Source organism: Geminocystis sp. CENA526 (assembly GCF_050753365.1).
Taxonomy (GTDB): Bacteria; Cyanobacteriota; Cyanobacteriia; order Cyanobacteriales; family Cyanobacteriaceae; genus Geminocystis.
In genome coordinates this window covers 1-18,877 of sequence record NZ_JBLZFY010000026.1, presented here as the reverse complement: position 1 = coordinate 18,877, position 18,877 = coordinate 1, and the positions used below count along the sequence as shown (strand labels likewise).

The following is an 18,877-nucleotide window of genomic DNA, read 5'->3' as shown; positions in this document are numbered from 1 at the left end:
AATATTATCATCTTTCATAACTTTATATGCTCCTTCAATCCATCGGCAAAAAAATAAATCATCTCAAAAACCATACTGAGTTCCGAAAAATACTAGGAAATACAGGTTGGTTATTTACCGATCGCATCTTGAGAATGGGTATCGGTTTATTTGTCATGGTATGGGTTGCCCGTTATTTAGGAGTTGAGCAATATGGTACTTTAAACTATGCTTCTGCTTTTGTCGCCTTATTTGGCACGATCTCTACTCTTGGTTTACCATCTCTAGTGATTAGAACCATTACCGAATCTCCAGAAGATAGGGATAAAATTTTAGGAACGACTTTTTGGCTACAGTTGGCAGGAGGTATTGTTACCTTGATCCTAACTGTTTTAACTATTTTTCTAGTTAAACCTAATGATACCTTAATGATTTCCTTAGTGGTCATTTTAGGCTCAATGGGAATTTTTAAATCCTTTGATACGATCGATCTTTGGTTTCAATCTCAAGTTCAGTCAAAATATACAGTTTTAGCCAAAAATACTGCCTTTATTATCCTTGCCATTGTTAAAGTAATATTAATTAATCTTAATGCTCCCTTAATCGCTTTCGCTTGCGCTACCTTAGCAGAATTTATTATAGGTGCGATCGGCTTAGTCATTGCTTATCAATATCAAGGTTATTCCCTAAGATTATGGCGATGGAGTTTAGCTTTAGCGAAAAAATTACTCAAAGAAAGTTGGCCTTTGATCTTGTCAGGTATAACTATTATGATTTATATGAAAATAGATCAAATAATGCTTGGTTCAATGATTGATACTACCGCCGTTGGTTTATATTCATCAGCTACCAGAATTTCAGAAGTATGGTATTTTATTCCCACGGCTATTGCTTCTTCCGTTGCTCCAAGTATTTACCAAGCGAAAAAAGACGGCAATGAATCACTTTATTATCAAAGAATTTCCAGACTATTAAGAGTGTTAAATCTAATAGCCATTTCCATCGCTTTACCCATGACATTTTTATCTAAACCATTGATTTTATTACTATATGGTCAAGAATTTATGGAAGCAGGAACAATTCTCGCTATTCATATCTGGGCTTCTCTATTTGTTTTTATGGGAGTTGCCACATCTCCTTGGTTTATCGCTGAAGGTTTAACGGATTTATCATTTCGGAGAACTTTTTTAGGGGCAATTACCAATGTTGTGTTAAATTTCATTCTGATTCCTAAATATGCAGGAGTGGGAGCTGCGATCGCTACTGTTATTTCTTATGGGTTAGCCGCTTTTATTGCTAATAGTTTTCACTATCAAAGTGCAAAAATATTTAAGATACAATTATCGTCTTTGTTACCACTAAAATTATAGAAATGCAAAAAGATACTAGAGTCAATATTAAACAAAGTATTCCAAAACCGATTAAAACATTTATTAAATATATTTTACATTGTCTTAAGTATGATCCATTTTTTGTTAGATCATACTCTCAAGAGGGTGAAGATCTTTTGTTACAACGTTTTTTTGGGGACAAAAAGAAAGGTTTTTATGTTGACGTTGGAGCTCATCATCCTAAGCGTTTTTCAAATACTTTAATTTTTTATCGACGTGGGTGGAATGGAATTAATATTGATGCCATGCCCGGAAGTATGAAACTTTTTTCGAAAGAGCGTCCCAGAGATATAAATTTAGAGATTCCTATTTCAAAAGAACCCAAAACTTTGACTTATTTTCAGTTTGATGAACCTGCATTAAATGGATTTGACGAACAATTATCTTTAACTAGAGAAAAATCTACTAACTATAAGATTGTTTCTAAAAAAGAAATAAAAACTTCTACTTTAAAAGAAATTCTCGAACAACATTTAACTGAACAACAAGAAATTGATTTTTTGTCTGTCGATGTTGAGGGGCTAGATTTAGAGGTTTTACAGTCTAACAATTGGTTAAAATTTCGACCTAAAATGGTTTTAGTAGAATGTTTAAAAAGTTCTTTATCTCAAATAACAAATGATCAAATTTATTACTTTTTAACTGAAAAAGGCTATAAAATCTACGCCAAAACTGTCAACACAGTTTTTTTCATTAGTCAAGATTATTTAGCGGAAAAACTTAAATAATACTTTAATTTATCTGCCATCATTTACAAACAAACATCCTCTTAATACTTTATTTATAGATCCATTAGAATTGTTTGGAGAAAGTCTATTTGATTTTAACTGTTTAGAAGATGCGATCGCATGGTTAAATAACTTGAATTAAATAATATGAGTTACGATAGTATTCTTAAATTCCTCATCGATGAATATACAAAACCGATTTTATCTTGGTTATTAAACCGAGAAATTCATGAAGAAATCGAAATGTTGCCTACAGAATTAAATATAGAACCCATTAGAGCCGATGGAGTATTCTTTTTACAAGTAGGGAATAAAATTATTCATCTGGAATTTCAAACTCGCCCAAAATCAGATCCTCCTTTACCCCTAAGAATGTTAGATTATTGGGTAAGGTTATATCGTCTTCATAAACTTTATGAAAGAAATCTGGAATTAGAGCAAGTAATTATTTTCCTACGACGAGATACCTCAAGCAAAGTATTTGAGGAGAATTTTCAAGTAGGAAATACTACTCATTATTATCGGGTAATTAGAATCTGGGAATGTGATCCCACTCCCTTATTATCTAAACCAGAATTGTTACCATTAGCGGTATTAGCAAAAAGTGAACAACCAGAAATGCTATTATCTCAGGTAGCAGAAAAAGTCAATGCCATTGAGAATCAACGGCAAAAAAGCAATATTTCCGCTTGTGTGGAATTGTTAGCAGGTATCAACTATTCGGAGGAATTAATCAAAATGTACTTACACGACGATATTTTAAAAGAATCGGTGACATATCAACGAATTTTGAATGACGGGGTAACTAAAGGAGAAAAATTAGGAGAAAAAAAAGGAGAAAAGAACGAAGCGATCGCACTTATTTCTCGATTACTAAAAAAACGTTTTGGTGAGGATTCTGAAACCATTAAACCTCGTCTTAATACCTTATCAGTAGAGCAGTTAGAATTATTCGGAGAAAGTTTATTTGATTTTAATTGCTTTGAAGATGCGATCGCATGGTTAAATAATCTTAATTAAACCCACGTTCCGCACGTCAAATTGTATTTTTGAGAGAATTCAGGAGTCAGGAGTCAGAATTAAGAATGTATTTTATACTTTACTTATTGGGGCAACGAAAATTCTTAAGTAAATTTTATAATTCTAATTGGTATTATGTGCAAAACATTAATTTAAGTATCATCTTTTAGAATGAAGTATGTTTCTACTGACTACTGACTACTGACTACTGACTCCTTTGCCCAAGTATGACATTTAGAAGTGCGGAATAAAGAACGAAGCGATCGCACTCATTTACCGACTACTAAAAAAACGGTTTGGTGAGGATTCTGAAACCATTAAACCTCGTCTTAATACCTTATCAGTAGAGCAGTTAGAATTATTCGGGGAAAGTTTATTTGATTTTAACACCTTTGAAGATGCGTGCGCGCAGCGTGCCTTTGGCATCGACTGGTTAAATAATCTTAATTGAATGAACTAATACATTATGAGTAATAACAACTTTGAATTAAAAACTCCTGTTCTATTTCTTGTTTTCAATCGTCTGGATACCACAAAACAAGTATTTGAAGCAATCCGACAGGCTCAATCCCCTCGATTTTATGCCGTTGATGTTTTTGTCGCCCCTTCTGTAGAAGATAATCTTCCTAATACTGTTATGGAATCTTTAGCTTGTGGAACGCCAACTGTAGCATTTAAAATTAAAGAAACAAGTATTTTAAGATAATTTTAGAAACAATAATGATCGAAATTTATTATGTCAGCTAAGGATATTTTTCATGATGCAGTTAAACATGGATTAGAAAAAGAAGGGTGGAATATTACTGAAGATCCTCTTAGTTTAAAATTTGGAGATACTCGTATTTATATTGATTTAGGTGCAGAAAAAATTATAGCCGCTCAAAAAGGAACGGAAAAAATAGCTATTGAAATTAAAACTTTTACTGGTGATTCTGTATTATTTAATTTTCATGTTGCCATTAGGCAGTTTATTAATTATCAGGTAGCATTGGAAAATAAAGATCCAGATCGTAAACTTTATTTAGCAGTTCCTGAAGAAATTTATTCTACTTTTTTTCAATCTTTATTAGTGTTATCTGTTGTCAAAAAATATCAGATACCTTTAATTATTTATGAGCCTGAACGTGAGGTGATTTTAAAATGGTTAACTTAAATTTATATCCACAAATTATCCAAGATTTATTGACAGAAATTCATACCCGTGATGCTTGTGGAAATAAAAATGGTGTTGAATCACAATTAATTTTTGACACGCAAAATCATCATTATCTTTTAGTTGATCTGGGGTGGGAAGGAAAACACTTTACTTATGGGACAATTATTCATATAGATATTAAAGATAATAAAATTTGGATTCAACGTAACAATACTGAAATCAATCTTGCTGAGTCTTTGGTTGAAAGAGGAATTGATAAAAATAATATTGTGATTGGTTTACACTCTCCCTTTATGCGTCAATTTTCTGGTTATGCCATAAATTAACATAAGGTTCGATCGCACCTACTGGTTCATCAAGATTAAAATGAGGGATAGCAAATAACCAACAATCAAGAACTTAAACCCGAGTAAATCCCTCAAAATAAAATTGTTAGATCACTACCAAAAATAATGATAATTCTTGTTAAAATCAAGGGGTAAAAACCCCAAGAAAATCGAAAGATAAATTATGACTGCCACAATTATAGAAAGAAAAGAGACTCCGACTAAAGAGCGAAAAAAAATCTATACCCCCGAAGAATATTTAACCCTAGAAGAAAAAGCCGAACAGAAACATGAGTATAGAAATGGAGAAATTATCGCTATGGCTGGAGGTACAATCAATCATAACCAAATTGCTGGTAATCTATATGCTAATTTAAAATTCCTATTAAAAGGGCAAAAATATAGAATTTTCATTGGGGATGTACGGTTATGGATACCTCGAAATAATCAATATACTTATCCTGATGTCATGGTAATTAGTGGTGAGCCAATTTTTCATAAAGGAAATACTACTATTACAAATCCTTTGCTAGTCATGGAAGTATTATCTCAGTCAACCCAAGATTATGATCGAGGCACAAAATTTACTTATTATCGCTCCATTCCTAAATTACAAGAATATATTTTAATTGATCAATATAGTTGTAAAATCGAACAGTTTAGCAAAAATAATCAAGGGCAATGGTTACTAAAGGAATATGAGACGCAAGAAGAAACTATATTTTTAGAGTGCTTAAATTTAGAGTTAAATATTAGTGATATTTATGAGCAAATCAAATTTGACAATGATTAGAGAGGGGGTAAAAGAGTTTTTTACACCCCCTCAGACAAAACAACCCAAAAGTAACGTTTATAAAACCCAATCAGAGGATACAGATATAGTATCAGAAATGATTTTATTTTCCCTCTGGCGATCGTGGCATGAGACAAAAAAAGCAATTAATCTTAATAACAATACCAATAACGCTCGTACTACTGCTTGGCATATTGCGACAGCTACTTTAGCAAACAAAAGCAAAAGGGAACAGATACATTATTTTTTAAGGAAAGTTTTAGATTCAGATTGTATAGAGAAATTATCCATAGGAGAAAAAATCACTATGACAGGAGTAATAGAAGAAACTTTATTAGTGACGAAAATACTTGATTCTATGGGTATCTCTTATCATGTGGGAGGTTCAGTGGCTAGTGGTATTTGGGGAGAAATGCGTTATACACAAGATATTGATCTAGTGGCAGATATTCAAGAAAGTCAAATTATATTGTTACTTAAGGCTTTTTCTCCTCGATTTTATATTAGTGAAATAGCGGTGAGAGAAGCAATTAAATTTAGACAATCATTTAATTTAATAGATAATGAAACAGGTTGGAAAATTGACATTTTTATTTTAGATGAAGATCCTTTTCAAATTTCAAGATTTCAACGAAAAAGGAAAATTACTGTTAATGAAATGGGGGAAACACTCAATTTTTCTAGCCCAGAAGATACTATTCTGCAAAAACTCCTTTGGTATCAGAAAACAGAAAAACAGTCTTCTCAACAATGGCGGGATATTTTAGGGATTTTTAAACTTCAACAGTCTGATCTTGATTTAGTCTATATTAAACAATGGGCAGAAATTTTGCGACTTTCCAAGGAATTAGATCAAGCATTACTCGAATCTAGTTACGAGGAAAATTGATAAGAAATCAGATTTAAGGAAGAGTCAGATGGAATATCAAAAGCACAAAATGCGATCACGCAGTGGCAGGCTTCGCCTGATCGCATCTCCCCTTAATTATTATATAAGCGATCGCACCTCCTCAATTCCTCTAAGCACGATCGCACCTCCCCTTAATTCCTCTATACGCACGATCGCATCTCCCCTTCATTCTTCTATAAACTCGATCGCACCCCTTAATTTCTCTAAGCACGATCGCACCTCTCCCTCATTCCTCTATAAGCACGATCGCACCTCTCCTTAATTCTTCTCTAAGTTCGATCGCACCTCCCCCTAATTCCAATAAGTTCGATCGCACCTTCCCCTCATTTTGATAAAGAGCGATCTCACCTGTTATTAATAGTCTATAAATAAGAGCTCAAGCGAATCTTTTGATATTAGAATAGGAACAAATAAATGAAAGCGTTATGATATTATGACTCAATTACAGGAAATAACTATCAAAGTTCCCCTAACCATAGCAGAGGCTTACAACCAAGCAGATGAGGAAAAAAAACAAGAAATTATCAACAGAATTACTTTCTTTTTACAACCTGCTACCATTGATAAACAAACTGCGATCGCACAACTAAGACAAACAATGGTAGAAATAGGGAAAGAAGCCCAATCCAGAGGTTTAACTCCTGAAATATTAGAAGAAATATTAAACGAAGATGAGTAACATTAGAATTGTTATTGATATTAATATTATCGTCAGTGCATTGCTTTTTCCTAATAGTAAGCCCGACTTAGCCTTACAAAAATCTTTGGACATAGGAGATATATTAATATCTTATTCGGTTTGGACTGAGCTGGAAAATGTTATTGTTAGACCAAAATTCGATCGTTATATTTCATTGGAAAAGCGACAAAAATTTTTAAGAGAATTTTATCAAACGGTAACTATTATAACCAATATTTCAGAAACTATTACTGACTGTCGAGATCCTAAAGACAATAAATATTTAGAATTAGCTTTTATTGGTAAAGCCAAGTATTTAATCACGGGAGATAATGATTTATTAGTCTTAAATCCTTTTCGTGGGATTGAAATAATAAAACCTGAAGAATTTTTAGTCAACGTGAATTAAGCTCAAAATTCCAAATTTCTACCAATTCCTATAAGTTCGATTGCATCTCCTCTTAATTCTTCTAACAGCGATTGCGCATTTTAGCCAATTTTGACATAAATAGTTTACAATCTGGGGAAAAGTACAGACTTAAAAATTAAATTGTAATCATCATCATTTATCTTTTGTTCTTCAAATGAACCAGAATTTAGCAAGTAGAATCAGAGAAAAATTATTTTCCACACCAGAAAAGAGAAAAATTTTAACCAACATATCTTGGTTAATGGGAGATAAAGGCATAACCCTTGCATTATCACTATTATTGAGTGTTTTGTTAGCTCGTTATCTTGGACCTGAACAATTTGGAGTTTACAACTATGCTTTAGCTTTTGTTAGTATTTTCCAGATTTTATCTAGTTTAGGATTAAACGGTATAGTAGTTCGGGATTTAGTAGAATTACCGAACCAAGACAAAGAAATACTTGGCACTTCTTTTGTACTTAGATTTTTGGGATCTTTACTAAGTATTGTTGTGACAATAATAATTGTTACGCTTTTTGATCATACGGATAAGCAAATATTACCTTTAATACTCTTACTGTCTTTATCTAATGTAGCTTCTGCTTTTCAAACAGTTAGCTTCTATTTTGAGTCAAAGGTTCTTTCAAAGTATGTTGTAAAAGCCCATTTATTAAGTCAAATTTCCTATTATATATTACTGGCAATTTTGATATTTTCTGAAGCTTCTTTAACTTTTATTGCGATTACATTTGTCTTCCAGTCAGTGGTTAATGCTCTTTTATTATGTTTTATGTACTCGGCACAAAAACAACAAATTTTCGCTTGGAAATTTCGGTGGAATAGGGCAAAATCCCTTTTATCTCGTTCATGGCCTTTGATCTTATCTAGTTTTGGAGCAATTATTTATTTAAAAATAGATCAGATCATGTTAGGACAAATGACATCAAATACAGAGGTCGGAGTTTACTCAGTTGCTGTCAGATTTTCAGAAGTATGGTATTTTATTCCTAATCTAATTGTTGCCTCTTATTTTCCTTCATTATTAAAAAGTAGAGAAAAAAGTTATCAAGAATACAATACTAGAATTCAAAAACTCTATGATTTATTGATGTTAGGTGCTTTAGGTCTTTCTATCGCTATGACTTTTTTGTCATCTCCATTAATCAACTCACTATATGGTCAATATTATCAAAATTCTGCTATTATTTTATCAATTCATATCTGGGCTTCCATTTTTATTTTTATGAGAGCTCTTTTAAGTAAATGGTTAATCGCTGAAGATTTATATATTTTTTCTTTTGTCACTCATAGTTCAGGGGCGATTGTCAATTTAATTTTAAATCTTTTTCTTATTCCTAGTTTTGGAGGAATAGGAGCTGCGATCGCAACTGTGATTTCTTATTCTGTTGCTTCTTATGTTTCTTTATTTTTTCACCCTCGAACTATTATTTCAGGAAAAATGATGACTATAGCTTTATTAAGCCCTATTAGGTATATTATTAAGCACTATTAAGGTATATTGAGAGTAATTAAACTTTCTCCATAAGTCTATAAAATCAAATAATAAATAGTAATACAGCAGACTATGTCTCGAAAAATAGAAAAAATCAAACTCGCATTAGAAAAAAACTTGTGTCAACTGCGTAATATCACTAAAATCAACTCTGATAGAAGAGAGTGTCCATTATGTGGATGGAAGGGGTTCTCTTTTCTTCCTCATGGCTATGGAATTACATATAGAAAAGATGCCTTATGTCCTCAATGCCATTCCCTAGAAAGACATAGAGCGATGAAAAAGATGGATTTAACCTCGCTGACATTGCCCGATTCATCTCAAACCTTAATTTTTTGTAGTCATGTTTTAGAACATATTCCCAATGATATTATGGCCATGAAAGAAATGTTTCGGGTTTTAAAACCCAAAGGTGTGTCAATTATTCAAGTGCCTATTTGGAGGGAGAAAAGCTATGAAGATTTTTCCATAACATCCAAAAAGAAAAAATTAGAAATTTTCTTTAATCAAGATCATGTTCGTCTTTATGGACTTGACATTGTAGAACGTTTAGAATCTGTTGGATTTTCTGTCTTTATTAAGACTATCGATTCTTTTTCAGATGATACAATCAAAAAATATTCTCTTAGTTTTCAATCAACTAAAGAAGTTTTCTTTTGCTATAAATCAAAATAAGATATAGCCATTGTATTGTTTATTTAAATGAACTTTTTAGCACCAAGCTAAAAACTCCAGTAATCCTACAGTAATCTCAAAAGAAGAAGAAAAAATAGCAAATGTTTATTAAACTAATAAAAAAAACAGTTCCAGAACCTGTTTTATCTACCTTAAAGACAAGCTATTTCAAAATAGGGGGACTGTGTGACTATGTAATTCTTAATGTTGCTCGATTATCTCCTTGGTTAAGCTCATTCTACTACTTCTTAGGCTCTTCGCAATTCCAACGAGAACACTATGCGGTAGTTAGAGGAAAACTTAATTATTATTATTCTCTTAACTCAGGTAAGAGTAAATTCTATCTGCTAAGAAGAAATATTCATCGACTGGAAAAGGGCTTGATAATGAAACCTCGCCGAGAAATCTTTGCTCTTGAATATATTCAAGAAACGATTGAGGCTTATGAAGATATTTTACAAAATAAAACAGAATTTGAAGATGAGCAACAGCTTCGTTGGTTTCACGATGTTTTAAGTGAGTATTTTAATATTGTTTCTTCCCATCCATTAATTGATAATGCTAAAAACAATTTCTTAGAGATAGAAAACAAATATACTATTACTAAGGGAAATTTTATCCCTTATCAACGAAATCTAAATATACCGCCATCCATTAATTATGATCAATTTTTGGAATTATGTTACAGGAGAAGGTCTGTTCGTTGGTATCTACAAAAGCCAGTTTCAAGAGAACTGCTTGATAAGGCAGTAGCGGCGGCAACACTTTCTCCTAGTGCTTGTAATCGTCAGCCTTTTGAGTTCAGAATCTTTGACGAACCTGAGTTAGTGCAAAAAGTGGCCTCACTAGCTGGAGGAGTTAGGGGCTTTGTACATAACTTCCCAGTAATTATTGTGGTGATAGGACAACTAAGAGCATATTTTGATGAAAAGGATCGACATCTTATTTATATAGATTCTTCTTTATCTTCAATGTCATTAATGTTCGCACTTGAAACAATGGGACTGAGTTCTTGTGCGATCAATTGGGCAGATATTCCAACTCCTGAGAAAAAAATGAAAAAATTACTAAATCTTGCTGATGATGAACGTCCTATTATGTTGATTTCAGTGGGGTATCCAGATCCAGAAGGAAAAGTTCCTTACTCTCAAAAAAAAGCATTAGATCAAATTAGAAAATACAATTAAAAAACTATGTTTATAGAGATTAGAAAAGCTGGTTTTGTCAATAAAGGTGCCGAACTTATGCTGAAGGCCATCATTGAAAAAATTGGATTAAGATACTCTGACAGCAAACTTGTAATGGAACCGAATAGAATTAGTGCTCCTTTTGATAAACGAGCAAAATTGGGACTATACCAAAAAATATTGCCTGGAAGATACGCAACACTCCCAATCATTAATTCCTTTCCTAATTTCATTCCTTCAAGTTTTAGAAGGATGTACGGTCTGGTCATTGAGAATGAAATTAAAGTGGTGTTTGATGCTTCTGGTTTTTCCTATAGTGATCAATTGGGCATAAGCCCCACACAACATTTAGCTCAATTGAGCAAAAAATGGAAAAAACAAGGAACAAAAATAATTCTACTACCTCAGGCTTTCGGTCCATTTAGTTCACCTAAAATTAAAGATGCAGTAAAGATTATTGCTGACAACGCAGATCTAATTTTTGCCAGAGAGGCAACTTCTTACTCTCATCTCACTGATGTTGTGGGAAAAAGAGAAAACATAAAAATAGCACCTGATTTTACAAATCTAGTTGAAGGTGTCGTTCCGAATTATATTGACAAAGAAAATCATGGATTTTGCATAGTTCCCAATTATCGTATGATTGAAAAAACCTCAAAAGAAGAAAGCAAATCATATTTGCCATTTTTGACGAGTTGTCTAAGGTATTTATTAGAAAAAAATGCAAAGCCTTTTATTCTAGTTCATGAAACAGAACATGATAGAGAAATAGCAGAATACTTGAAAACATCAGTAGGAACGGAAATACCAATTATAGAAGAAGAAGATCCACTGAAAATCAAAGGCATACTAGGAATCTGCGATGCTACAATAGGTAGTCGCTTTCATGGTTTAGTCAGTGCATTATCTCAGGGAGTTCCATCGATTGGAACGGGATGGAGTCACAAATATCAAATGCTTTTTCAAGAATATTCTTTTGAAGAAGGATTAATTGATATTCTCGGGGAGGAGAAAATTTATAGAAATATTTTGGAGAAATTAACAACTGAGACGACTCGGCAGGATATTGCTCAAAAATTAAAGATAAAATCAGAACAATTAAAAGATGCGTCCGAACAAATGTGGCACAATATTTTCACTCTGATTGACAAGTTTAATTGAAAAACAACAAAAGTATAAACTAAATTAGTAGAATGCAAAAAAAGTTAAAAATCGCCTTACTTGTACCTAGTTTAAATGGTGGTGGTGCCGAAAGGGTTATAGTAAATTTGGCAAATTACTTCAATAGACAGAAAGAATCTACTGTTTGGATAATTACAACTCAAAAAGGTGTTTATTTTGATATTCTTGATTATGACATAATGAGGTATTTTTTGCCAGATCTAAATCTTAGGATATTTAACTTGAATATTTTGAAATCAGTATCTCAACTTATTTCTCTTTGTTTATTTCTCATAATAAATAAACCTGATATTCTTATGTCAACGACTCATAGCTCTAATATTTTGGGTCCAATAGCAAAGATTTTAACTGGGGTCAAAACCAAAGTGGTTGTTAGAACAGCTAATACTTTTGATGATTTTCGTGTGGAGAAATTATCTCTTAGGCAAAGATTGTATCTTAGAGTATTAAAATTATCGTATTATCTTGCTGATTTTCACATAGCTAACTCACCTGATACAAAAAAAGATGTTAACTTTTTTTGTTGTGTTCCTAAAGAAAATATAAAAGTAATTCCTAATCCTGTTTATGATCCAAAAATTGAAAATCTTTCATTAGAAAAAATAGGACACAAATGGATCGATAACGGATGTAAGTATATTGTTTCCGCAGGTAGGCTACATCCCCAAAAAGATTTTGATACGCTGTTAATGGCATTTTATGAACTTCAAGCTAAACATGATGTCAAGCTAATCATTTTAGGCACGGGAGATCAAGAAAAACGTCTTAAAGAATTAGTTAAAAAGTTAGGAATTGCAGAAAAAATAGATTTTGTAGGTTTTCAAACTAATCCATATCCGTATTTTAAAAATGCCCAAGTTTTTGTTCTAACTTCTAGGTGGGAAGGCTTTGGTAACGTTTTAGTAGAATCTCTTGCTGTAGGAACACCGATTGTCTCAAGTGATTGTTCTGGAGGTCCTCGTTTTATTCTGAAAGATGGAATGTATGGTACATTGGTAAATATTGGAAATTCTCAGGGCTTTGCTGATGCAATAGAACAAGTTTTACTAAATCAGAATATTTATCCAAAAGAATTCCTTATAAAACGGGCGAAAGATTTTTCTATTGATGAAATTGGAGAATATTATTTTAATGAATTTATTTCAATTCTAAATATATAGTCTAAATATGTCAAAAAATCCTATCCGCTCAATGAAATAATAGGGGCACACTAACATTTTAACAACGATTTTACGCCTTTAGATACGTGTTCTTGAGCAATTTATTCTAGATTATTGAATAGATACAAAAAATGAAAAATCCGCATATCAATCACAAGTATAGTTAAAAATGAATGTATTATTATTGCTAATTTCTATCTTCTATTTTTTTTGTCTAAGTCTTTTTTTTTATATTGAAAACAAGAATAAAAAGAAACCTGATTTCTTTTCTCCTGGTAATATATTTATTTATTTTCAGGTACTATCAGCCATACCTTTGTTTTTTTTATCTATTAATAATTCGTCTATCGAAAACTTAATTTTTAAACAATTATCCAATGAGTTTAAAAGTTATAACTACATAATTTTTGCGTATATTATGACAGTTATCGCTTCTATTATTAGCTATTCAGGAATCGTTTTTGGCTATAGCCTCAAAAATAAAAATCTATTTTTGATATTGAACACAATTATAGGCATAAGAATCTTTAGAATAAAAAAAACAAGTGACATAAAAAATATATTTACTATAGGTCTTGTTTTTATTGGGTTCGGAATATGTGTCTATATTTATTTTTTAACAAGGATAGGAGGATTAACAGACTTATGGCTAAATCTGAATGAAAGAGCTGACAGAACTGCAGGTTTAGGATATTTTCATTTTTTTTACACCTTTGCAATTACTATGGGTAGTCTTATATGCTTGTATGTCACTTTTTTAAAGAAAAAACACTTTATGTCCATGTTAATTTTCCTACTAAATATTTTTGTTTTATTATCTTTAGGACAAAGGGGACCATTGCTATATTTTATTATTTCTGTGATGATATTAAGATACTATGGAATTAAAAGATTAAAAAAATTATTTACCTTAAAGCGTGTTTTGCTTATTATTTTTATGGTAATTATTTCTTTAGTTTCTGTTCAATTTAGACAAATTAATGCCGTGGAAAAATATTCTGATAATCCACGTTTACTCATGACGGATGCTTTCAAATCTTTTGAAAGTCATCTTCTATTAAGATTTTCACGAGTTGAGAGAGATATTGTAATTTTAAAGTATTTTGAGGAACATGATTTTTGGTTAGGTAGTTCTTATTTATCTTTAGTAACTGCTCCAATACCGAGAAATATTTTTCCAGAAAAACCTCCTATTGACACAGGAAGATATCTTTTGGGTATGGCTCAAGGTCGAACTATAAATCCTCCGATGTCGGTTAAACAACTTCCCCCTAGTTCTTGGCCTGAAGGTAATTGGGCAGGATATATGAATTTTGGAATATTTGGTTTTATATTATTTTTTTTTATATCTGGAATTATTCCCGCTTGGAGTTATAATTTGATGAAGTTCAACTCTTTTTCCATCGGCTCAATACTTTTTTACACTCAATTTTGTCGTGTTATAAATCTCTCACCCAGTGGTATTGTAGAGATAATAATGAATTTAATTCTTTTTTTTATTTTGTTTTTTATATCTAAGATTTGTTTTTTCTTGTTGAAAAGTAAACAAAAAACTTGAAAAATTAATTTTAAATAGTATGAAAAATTGCTAATAAAATATTCTCTTATAAAATCTAAAGAAAAATGAAAAATAAAATACTGCTTATTGGTTATTCTTCTCAAAACATGGCTTCAGGAGCGTCTTTAGGTTTTGATTCTCTTGTAGATGGATTTCAACTAATATCTTGTCAGCTTGAAGTTATATATATCTCTGATTCTAGGAAATCAGGCACATACGGCAGTTTCTCTTTCACTCGTGTCAAAGATTCTCTAAAAGCTATTTTTGAGGCATTACAAAAGATTCCCTCTCAAGAAGTTATCTATATGACGATCGCATCTTCAAAACTTGGTTTTGTTAGAGATATGGTAATCATTTGGTTTGCTTGGTTTTGGAAAAAAAGGATTATCTTGCATCTTAAGGGGGGGGGTTATAAAGACTTTTATCTGAGTCAATCAATCTTATTTCAAGGATTAATTAGATCAACATTAGGAAAAAGTAATCATATTGTTGTGTTAGGTGAGTTACTACGAGATCAATTCTATTTTGTTCCAAATATTGAAACAAAAATTAAAGTCATACCGAATGGTTTAACAACAGACTTAAATATTAATGTAGCAAGGGTTAAGTCCCTACCATCGACAGATAAATGTCTTCGGTTATTATATTTATCTAATTTAATTCCTTCTAAAGGTTATCTTATTTTGCTTGATGCTTGTATCAAATTAATTAAAAATTATGATATTAAACTAATCTGTGATTTTTGTGGAGACTTTACTTTAACAGTAGTTGACGATAAATCTTCGAATATAGAAAAACAAAAAGAAGATTTTTTTTCTCAAATAAAAAAAGTTGGTTTAGAAGATTATATTATCTACCATGGCAGGGTATCAGGGGAAAAAAAAGAAAAAATGTTAAAAGAAGCTCACTTTTTTGTTTTACCAACATTTTATCCGTGGGAAGGACAACCTCTCAGTATTATAGAAGCTCTTGCTTTTGGAACTCCCGTTATTAGCACTTACCATAAGGGAATTCCAGAACAAGTAAAAGATGGATATAATGGTTATTTGATGAAAAAAAATGATCCTCAAGAAATTATTGATGCTATTTTGCAAGGACTAAAATCGCCTGAAAATTACAGTAAACTAAGTGAAAATGCTATTAAACACTTTCAATATAACTTCACAAGGGAAGTTCATTTAAAACGTTTAATATCCCTGATTTGTGACGATGAGAATATTAAAATCTAAAATTTTATTTATATTGATTTATAAAATTTATGCGATCTCTTATAATTATTAGTCAATATTTTTATCCTAGCGAAGCCTCTACCTCTCAGTTGTTAACTGATTTGGCAGATGGCTTATTTGCTAAAGGTTTAAAAATCAAGATTTATACGGGTACTCCTTCTAATGGGGAAAAATCTAAACCTTTTACTATATTGCGATCGCCCGATCCTTTTCAAAAAAGTAAAAGTATCTTAGGAAAATTAGTTAGCTCATTATTTTTTCTATTAGGGGCTTTATTTTTTGTCTTGTTTAAGGTTGATAAAAGAGATTCTTTGTTAATTGCGTCTAATCCTCCTTATGCAGGAATATTAGGACTTGTTTTTAAGTTTTTAAGAGGAGGTAAATATTATTTTTTATTGCAGGATGTTTTTCCTGAATCAGCAATTTTAAGTGGAATTATTAAACAAAAAAGTTGGCTAGTAAATGTTTTTAATTACTTAATTTATTTGGTTTGTTTTAACAGTGAAAAAACCATCGTTTTAAGTGAATCAATGGAAAAATTATTGCAGTCCAAATATTCTGATTTAGATAATTTTTCTATCATTGAAAATTGGTCGATCGCACCTATTGAGTTATCAGATAAAAAAGATAATGAATTCGCTATTAAATACGGTTTAGATAAAAAATTTACGGTACTCTACTCAGGAAATATTGGTCGGCTTCATGATATTGAAACTATTGCAGAAGCAGTGAAAATATTATATGAAAAAAACCAAAATATTCAGTTTGTCTTTATCGGCGATGGTGCAAAACTTAAAATATTAGAACAATATAAAAATCAGTATAAATTAGAAAATTTATTATTATTGCCTTTTCAACCAAGAGAACTTTTATCACAAACTTTAACCGCCTGTGATGTTTCTTTAGTTAGTTTAGTTAAGGGTGCAGAATCTGTAGTTGCTCCTTGTAAATTCTATGGAATGTTAGCTTCTGGAAGGGCGATAGTTTCTGTTTCCGAAACTGGTTCATATATCGATAAATTAATTACAGAAAAAGAATGTGGTATTAATTGCCCTTGTGGCGATGCGGAAAAATTAGCCGATATTTTAATTGAGTTATGTAATTCTCCTGATAAAGTGAAAAATATGGGGATTAATGCTCATCAACTTTATTTAAAACAATATAGGCTCGATCGAGCCTTAAAAGAATATATAGAAGTTTTAAACTTAAAAGAATCATAGTAGTTGTTATGTTTTATTAATATGGTTGAATAATAGTAACATTTTAGACAAAAAATATTATCATGAAAACCGATAAACTTTTTTATCAAATATTTATCAATCAACCCAGTTTAATTCATGAATTATTACCCGATATTCCTAATGACTGTCAATTTGAATATACTGCCCCCGTAGTCAAAGAAACAGAATTCCGTTTAGATGGACTTTTGACACCTTTATCGGATAATCCTAACGTACCATTGGTGTTTTTAGAGGCACAAATGCAAAAAGATGTTAAATTTTATCGCCGATATTTTGGGGAAATATTTCTCTATTTAAGTCAATATGAAGAAACCAGAACTTGGAAAGGTTTATTAATTTTAAAGAATAGAAATTGTGACTTAGGTTCAGAAATTCCTTATAAAATATTATTAGATAATCAGATTACTAGGCTATATTTAGAAGATTTATCAGAGATAAAAAATCTCAGTCCTAATTTAGCTTTATTGAGGTTAATTGTTGCCCAAGATTCAGAGATAACAAATTTAGGAAAATTAGTATTAAATAGTGCAAAAACCGAAGAAGATTTCCAAAAACAATTCACTTTAATCGAAGCTATACTAAAAAATAAATTACCCCAATTAAGTACAGAGGAGATATTGACCATGTTTGACTTAAAAACTGCCACAATGCCTAAATTAGACGCTTACGAAACCTTAGTCAAGTATTGGCAAGATAAAGCCAAAGAAGAAGGTTTACAGAAAGGTATTGAAGAAGGTTTACAGAAAGGTATTAAAGAAGGTTTACAAAAAGGAAGACTCGAAGGAGAAGCGGATTTATTGATACGTCAATTAACTCGCCGTTTTGGTAATTTAACTGATAGTCAAAAGGAAAAAGTTCGATCGATCTCTATTGCTCAGTTAGAATCTTTAGCAGTAGCATTATTCGATTTTCAGGATATATCTGATTTGGAAAAGTGGTTTGAAACTCAAATTTAGATATTTATTATCATCAAATGTATGAATCAAAACAAATTTTTAGTAATAATAAAAAATTGTAAATAATTATTATGAAAACTTTAATGAAATGGTCATTAAAAGACTATCATGATTTAATTGATAACGGATTATTAGCGGATAAAAATGTTGAATTATTAGAAGGAGAATTAATTGAAATGGCTCCAGAAAGCCCCTTACATAGTTATATAACCAGAACGGGTACTCAATATCTTCGGGAAAAATTAAGTGGATTAGCATTAGTTATAGAAGCACATCCTATTACCTTAGCTAATTCTGAACCTGAACCAGATATAGCCATTGTTAAACCTCATGCTCATAACTATAAAAATCGACATCCATTTGTTGAAGACATTTTTTTGTTAATAGAAATTTCTAATAAAACTCTCGCTTATGATCTTAATGATAAGAAAAAAATCTACGCTAAAGAAGGTATAAAAGAATATTGGGTGGTGGATATTAATAATCGTCAAATTCATGTATTTTTTAATCCTGATAATAATGATTATTTAAACAAAATAAATATATCTACAGGGATTATAACAACTCAATCTTTCCCTGATTTAGAATTAGTAATTGAACAATTATTTTCTTGGTAATTTGTTTTATATAAAAAAGCAAAAAAAATTTATTATCATGTTTGATTATACATTCGCTAGAAATCTATCCCTTACCGTTATCTTCTGAATCCTTTATGATAATTGAATCATAACACCTAACCTAAATCATCGGAGATAATTGTAATGCAATCTTGGGCAGAACAAGAA

The 18,877-nt window shown here is 31.2% G+C and carries 22 protein-coding genes; all 22 read left to right on the top strand.

Features of this window, described 5'->3' with window-relative positions; all coding sequences use genetic code 11:
* Positions 1-26 precede the first annotated feature (26 nt).
* The 22 genes from ACN4EE_RS09425 (at position 27) to ACN4EE_RS09320 (ending at position 18,709) form a co-directional block, all read left to right on the top strand.
* Positions 27-1,349, top strand: a complete 1,323-nt coding sequence (locus ACN4EE_RS09425) for a flippase (RefSeq protein WP_431706183.1) — start codon at positions 27-29, stop codon at positions 1,347-1,349.
* 2 nt (positions 1,350-1,351) lie between these two features.
* On the top strand, positions 1,352-2,098 hold the full coding sequence (locus ACN4EE_RS09420; protein ID WP_431706182.1) for an FkbM family methyltransferase: 747 nt from the start codon (positions 1,352-1,354) through the stop codon (positions 2,096-2,098).
* 147 nt (positions 2,099-2,245) lie between these two features.
* Entirely contained in the window at positions 2,246-3,118 is an 873-nt protein-coding gene (locus ACN4EE_RS09415) for an Rpn family recombination-promoting nuclease/putative transposase (protein WP_431706181.1), read from the top strand.
* Between the two features lie 247 nt (positions 3,119-3,365).
* Entirely contained in the window at positions 3,366-3,569 is a 204-nt protein-coding gene (locus tag ACN4EE_RS09410; RefSeq protein WP_431706210.1) for a DUF4351 domain-containing protein, read from the top strand.
* A gap of 15 nt (positions 3,570-3,584) precedes the next feature.
* Positions 3,585-3,824, top strand: coding sequence for a glycosyltransferase (locus tag ACN4EE_RS09405; protein WP_431706180.1), 240 nt, complete (start codon positions 3,585-3,587; stop codon positions 3,822-3,824).
* Between the two features lie 30 nt (positions 3,825-3,854).
* A complete protein-coding gene (locus ACN4EE_RS09400) occupies positions 3,855-4,271 on the top strand; it encodes a XisH family protein (RefSeq protein WP_431706179.1) in 417 nt (138 codons plus the stop codon).
* Complete coding sequence (locus ACN4EE_RS09395) at positions 4,259-4,600, top strand: XisI protein (protein ID WP_431706178.1); 342 nt, start codon at positions 4,259-4,261, stop codon at positions 4,598-4,600. The genes ACN4EE_RS09400 and ACN4EE_RS09395 overlap by 13 nt, the downstream gene beginning before the upstream one ends.
* Positions 4,601-4,784: 184 nt before the next feature.
* The gene (locus tag ACN4EE_RS09390; protein ID WP_431706177.1) at positions 4,785-5,393 is read left to right on the top strand and encodes a Uma2 family endonuclease; all 609 of its coding nucleotides are present in this window, start codon (positions 4,785-4,787) and stop codon (positions 5,391-5,393) included.
* Positions 5,365-6,282: a hypothetical protein gene (locus ACN4EE_RS09385; protein WP_431706176.1), complete on the top strand. Its 918-nt coding sequence runs from the start codon at positions 5,365-5,367 to the stop codon at positions 6,280-6,282. The genes ACN4EE_RS09390 and ACN4EE_RS09385 overlap by 29 nt, the downstream gene beginning before the upstream one ends.
* Positions 6,283-6,310: 28 nt before the next feature.
* On the top strand, positions 6,311-6,565 hold the full coding sequence (locus ACN4EE_RS09380) for a hypothetical protein (protein WP_431706175.1): 255 nt from the start codon (positions 6,311-6,313) through the stop codon (positions 6,563-6,565).
* Positions 6,566-6,736: 171 nt separating this feature from the next.
* On the top strand, positions 6,737-6,982 hold the full coding sequence (locus tag ACN4EE_RS09375; RefSeq protein ID WP_431706174.1) for a hypothetical protein: 246 nt from the start codon (positions 6,737-6,739) through the stop codon (positions 6,980-6,982).
* Positions 6,975-7,391, top strand: coding sequence for a putative toxin-antitoxin system toxin component, PIN family (locus ACN4EE_RS09370; RefSeq protein WP_431706173.1), 417 nt, complete (start codon positions 6,975-6,977; stop codon positions 7,389-7,391). Before ACN4EE_RS09375 ends, ACN4EE_RS09370 begins: the two co-directional genes overlap by 8 nt.
* A 175-nt stretch (positions 7,392-7,566) precedes the next feature.
* The gene (locus ACN4EE_RS09365) at positions 7,567-8,904 is read left to right on the top strand and encodes a flippase (RefSeq protein WP_431706172.1); all 1,338 of its coding nucleotides are present in this window, start codon (positions 7,567-7,569) and stop codon (positions 8,902-8,904) included.
* Between the two features lie 72 nt (positions 8,905-8,976).
* Complete coding sequence (locus ACN4EE_RS09360) at positions 8,977-9,579, top strand: methyltransferase domain-containing protein (protein ID WP_431706171.1); 603 nt, start codon at positions 8,977-8,979, stop codon at positions 9,577-9,579.
* A 101-nt stretch (positions 9,580-9,680) separates the two neighbouring features.
* Positions 9,681-10,766 carry a nitroreductase family protein gene (locus tag ACN4EE_RS09355; protein WP_431706170.1) on the top strand — a complete coding sequence of 362 codons (1,086 nt, stop codon included), beginning with the start codon at positions 9,681-9,683 and terminating at the stop codon, positions 10,764-10,766.
* A gap of 6 nt (positions 10,767-10,772) precedes the next feature.
* Positions 10,773-11,927 (top strand): polysaccharide pyruvyl transferase family protein, encoded by a 1,155-nt coding sequence (locus ACN4EE_RS09350; RefSeq protein WP_431706169.1) that lies wholly within the window; start codon positions 10,773-10,775, stop codon positions 11,925-11,927.
* Positions 11,928-11,959: 32 nt separating this feature from the next.
* A complete protein-coding gene (locus ACN4EE_RS09345) occupies positions 11,960-13,108 on the top strand; it encodes a glycosyltransferase (RefSeq protein ID WP_431706168.1) in 1,149 nt (382 codons plus the stop codon).
* A gap of 169 nt (positions 13,109-13,277) precedes the next feature.
* Positions 13,278-14,666: an O-antigen polymerase gene (locus tag ACN4EE_RS09340; protein WP_431706167.1), complete on the top strand. Its 1,389-nt coding sequence runs from the start codon at positions 13,278-13,280 to the stop codon at positions 14,664-14,666.
* A 65-nt stretch (positions 14,667-14,731) separates the two neighbouring features.
* On the top strand, positions 14,732-15,895 hold the full coding sequence (locus ACN4EE_RS09335) for a glycosyltransferase family 4 protein (protein WP_431706166.1): 1,164 nt from the start codon (positions 14,732-14,734) through the stop codon (positions 15,893-15,895).
* Positions 15,896-15,924: 29 nt separating this feature from the next.
* Complete coding sequence (locus tag ACN4EE_RS09330) at positions 15,925-17,115, top strand: glycosyltransferase family 4 protein (protein ID WP_431706165.1); 1,191 nt, start codon at positions 15,925-15,927, stop codon at positions 17,113-17,115.
* A 62-nt stretch (positions 17,116-17,177) separates the two neighbouring features.
* Positions 17,178-18,092, top strand: coding sequence for a DUF2887 domain-containing protein (locus tag ACN4EE_RS09325; RefSeq protein WP_431706164.1), 915 nt, complete (start codon positions 17,178-17,180; stop codon positions 18,090-18,092).
* Positions 18,093-18,163: 71 nt separating this feature from the next.
* Complete coding sequence (locus tag ACN4EE_RS09320; protein WP_431706162.1) at positions 18,164-18,709, top strand: Uma2 family endonuclease; 546 nt, start codon at positions 18,164-18,166, stop codon at positions 18,707-18,709.
* The last annotated feature ends 168 nt before the right edge of the window (positions 18,710-18,877 follow it).

Excerpts from the sequence above, each read along its gene's own strand:
- ACN4EE_RS09320 (WP_431706162.1), top strand. The coding sequence starts at position 18,164 with ATGAAAACTTTAATGAAATGGTCATTAAAAGACTATCATGATTTAATT.
- ACN4EE_RS09325 (WP_431706164.1), top strand. The coding sequence starts at position 17,178 with ATGAAAACCGATAAACTTTTTTATCAAATATTTATCAATCAACCCAGT.
- ACN4EE_RS09415 (WP_431706181.1), top strand. The coding sequence starts at position 2,246 with ATGAGTTACGATAGTATTCTTAAATTCCTCATCGATGAATATACAAAA.
- ACN4EE_RS09330 (WP_431706165.1), top strand. The coding sequence starts at position 15,925 with ATGCGATCTCTTATAATTATTAGTCAATATTTTTATCCTAGCGAAGCC.
- ACN4EE_RS09370 (WP_431706173.1), top strand. The coding sequence starts at position 6,975 with ATGAGTAACATTAGAATTGTTATTGATATTAATATTATCGTCAGTGCA.
- ACN4EE_RS09390 (WP_431706177.1), top strand. The coding sequence starts at position 4,785 with ATGACTGCCACAATTATAGAAAGAAAAGAGACTCCGACTAAAGAGCGA.
- ACN4EE_RS09340 (WP_431706167.1), top strand. The coding sequence starts at position 13,278 with ATGAATGTATTATTATTGCTAATTTCTATCTTCTATTTTTTTTGTCTA.
- ACN4EE_RS09405 (WP_431706180.1), top strand. The coding sequence starts at position 3,585 with ATGAGTAATAACAACTTTGAATTAAAAACTCCTGTTCTATTTCTTGTT.
- ACN4EE_RS09420 (WP_431706182.1), top strand. The coding sequence starts at position 1,352 with ATGCAAAAAGATACTAGAGTCAATATTAAACAAAGTATTCCAAAACCG.
- ACN4EE_RS09425 (WP_431706183.1), top strand. The coding sequence starts at position 27 with ATGCTCCTTCAATCCATCGGCAAAAAAATAAATCATCTCAAAAACCAT.
- ACN4EE_RS09365 (WP_431706172.1), top strand. The coding sequence starts at position 7,567 with ATGAACCAGAATTTAGCAAGTAGAATCAGAGAAAAATTATTTTCCACA.
- ACN4EE_RS09360 (WP_431706171.1), top strand. The coding sequence starts at position 8,977 with ATGTCTCGAAAAATAGAAAAAATCAAACTCGCATTAGAAAAAAACTTG.
- ACN4EE_RS09350 (WP_431706169.1), top strand. The coding sequence starts at position 10,773 with ATGTTTATAGAGATTAGAAAAGCTGGTTTTGTCAATAAAGGTGCCGAA.
- ACN4EE_RS09385 (WP_431706176.1), top strand. The coding sequence starts at position 5,365 with ATGAGCAAATCAAATTTGACAATGATTAGAGAGGGGGTAAAAGAGTTT.
- ACN4EE_RS09355 (WP_431706170.1), top strand. The coding sequence starts at position 9,681 with ATGTTTATTAAACTAATAAAAAAAACAGTTCCAGAACCTGTTTTATCT.
- ACN4EE_RS09395 (WP_431706178.1), top strand. The coding sequence starts at position 4,259 with ATGGTTAACTTAAATTTATATCCACAAATTATCCAAGATTTATTGACA.
- ACN4EE_RS09400 (WP_431706179.1), top strand. The coding sequence starts at position 3,855 with ATGTCAGCTAAGGATATTTTTCATGATGCAGTTAAACATGGATTAGAA.
- ACN4EE_RS09345 (WP_431706168.1), top strand. The coding sequence starts at position 11,960 with ATGCAAAAAAAGTTAAAAATCGCCTTACTTGTACCTAGTTTAAATGGT.
- ACN4EE_RS09335 (WP_431706166.1), top strand. The coding sequence starts at position 14,732 with ATGAAAAATAAAATACTGCTTATTGGTTATTCTTCTCAAAACATGGCT.
- ACN4EE_RS09380 (WP_431706175.1), top strand. The coding sequence starts at position 6,311 with ATGGAATATCAAAAGCACAAAATGCGATCACGCAGTGGCAGGCTTCGC.
- ACN4EE_RS09375 (WP_431706174.1), top strand. The coding sequence starts at position 6,737 with ATGACTCAATTACAGGAAATAACTATCAAAGTTCCCCTAACCATAGCA.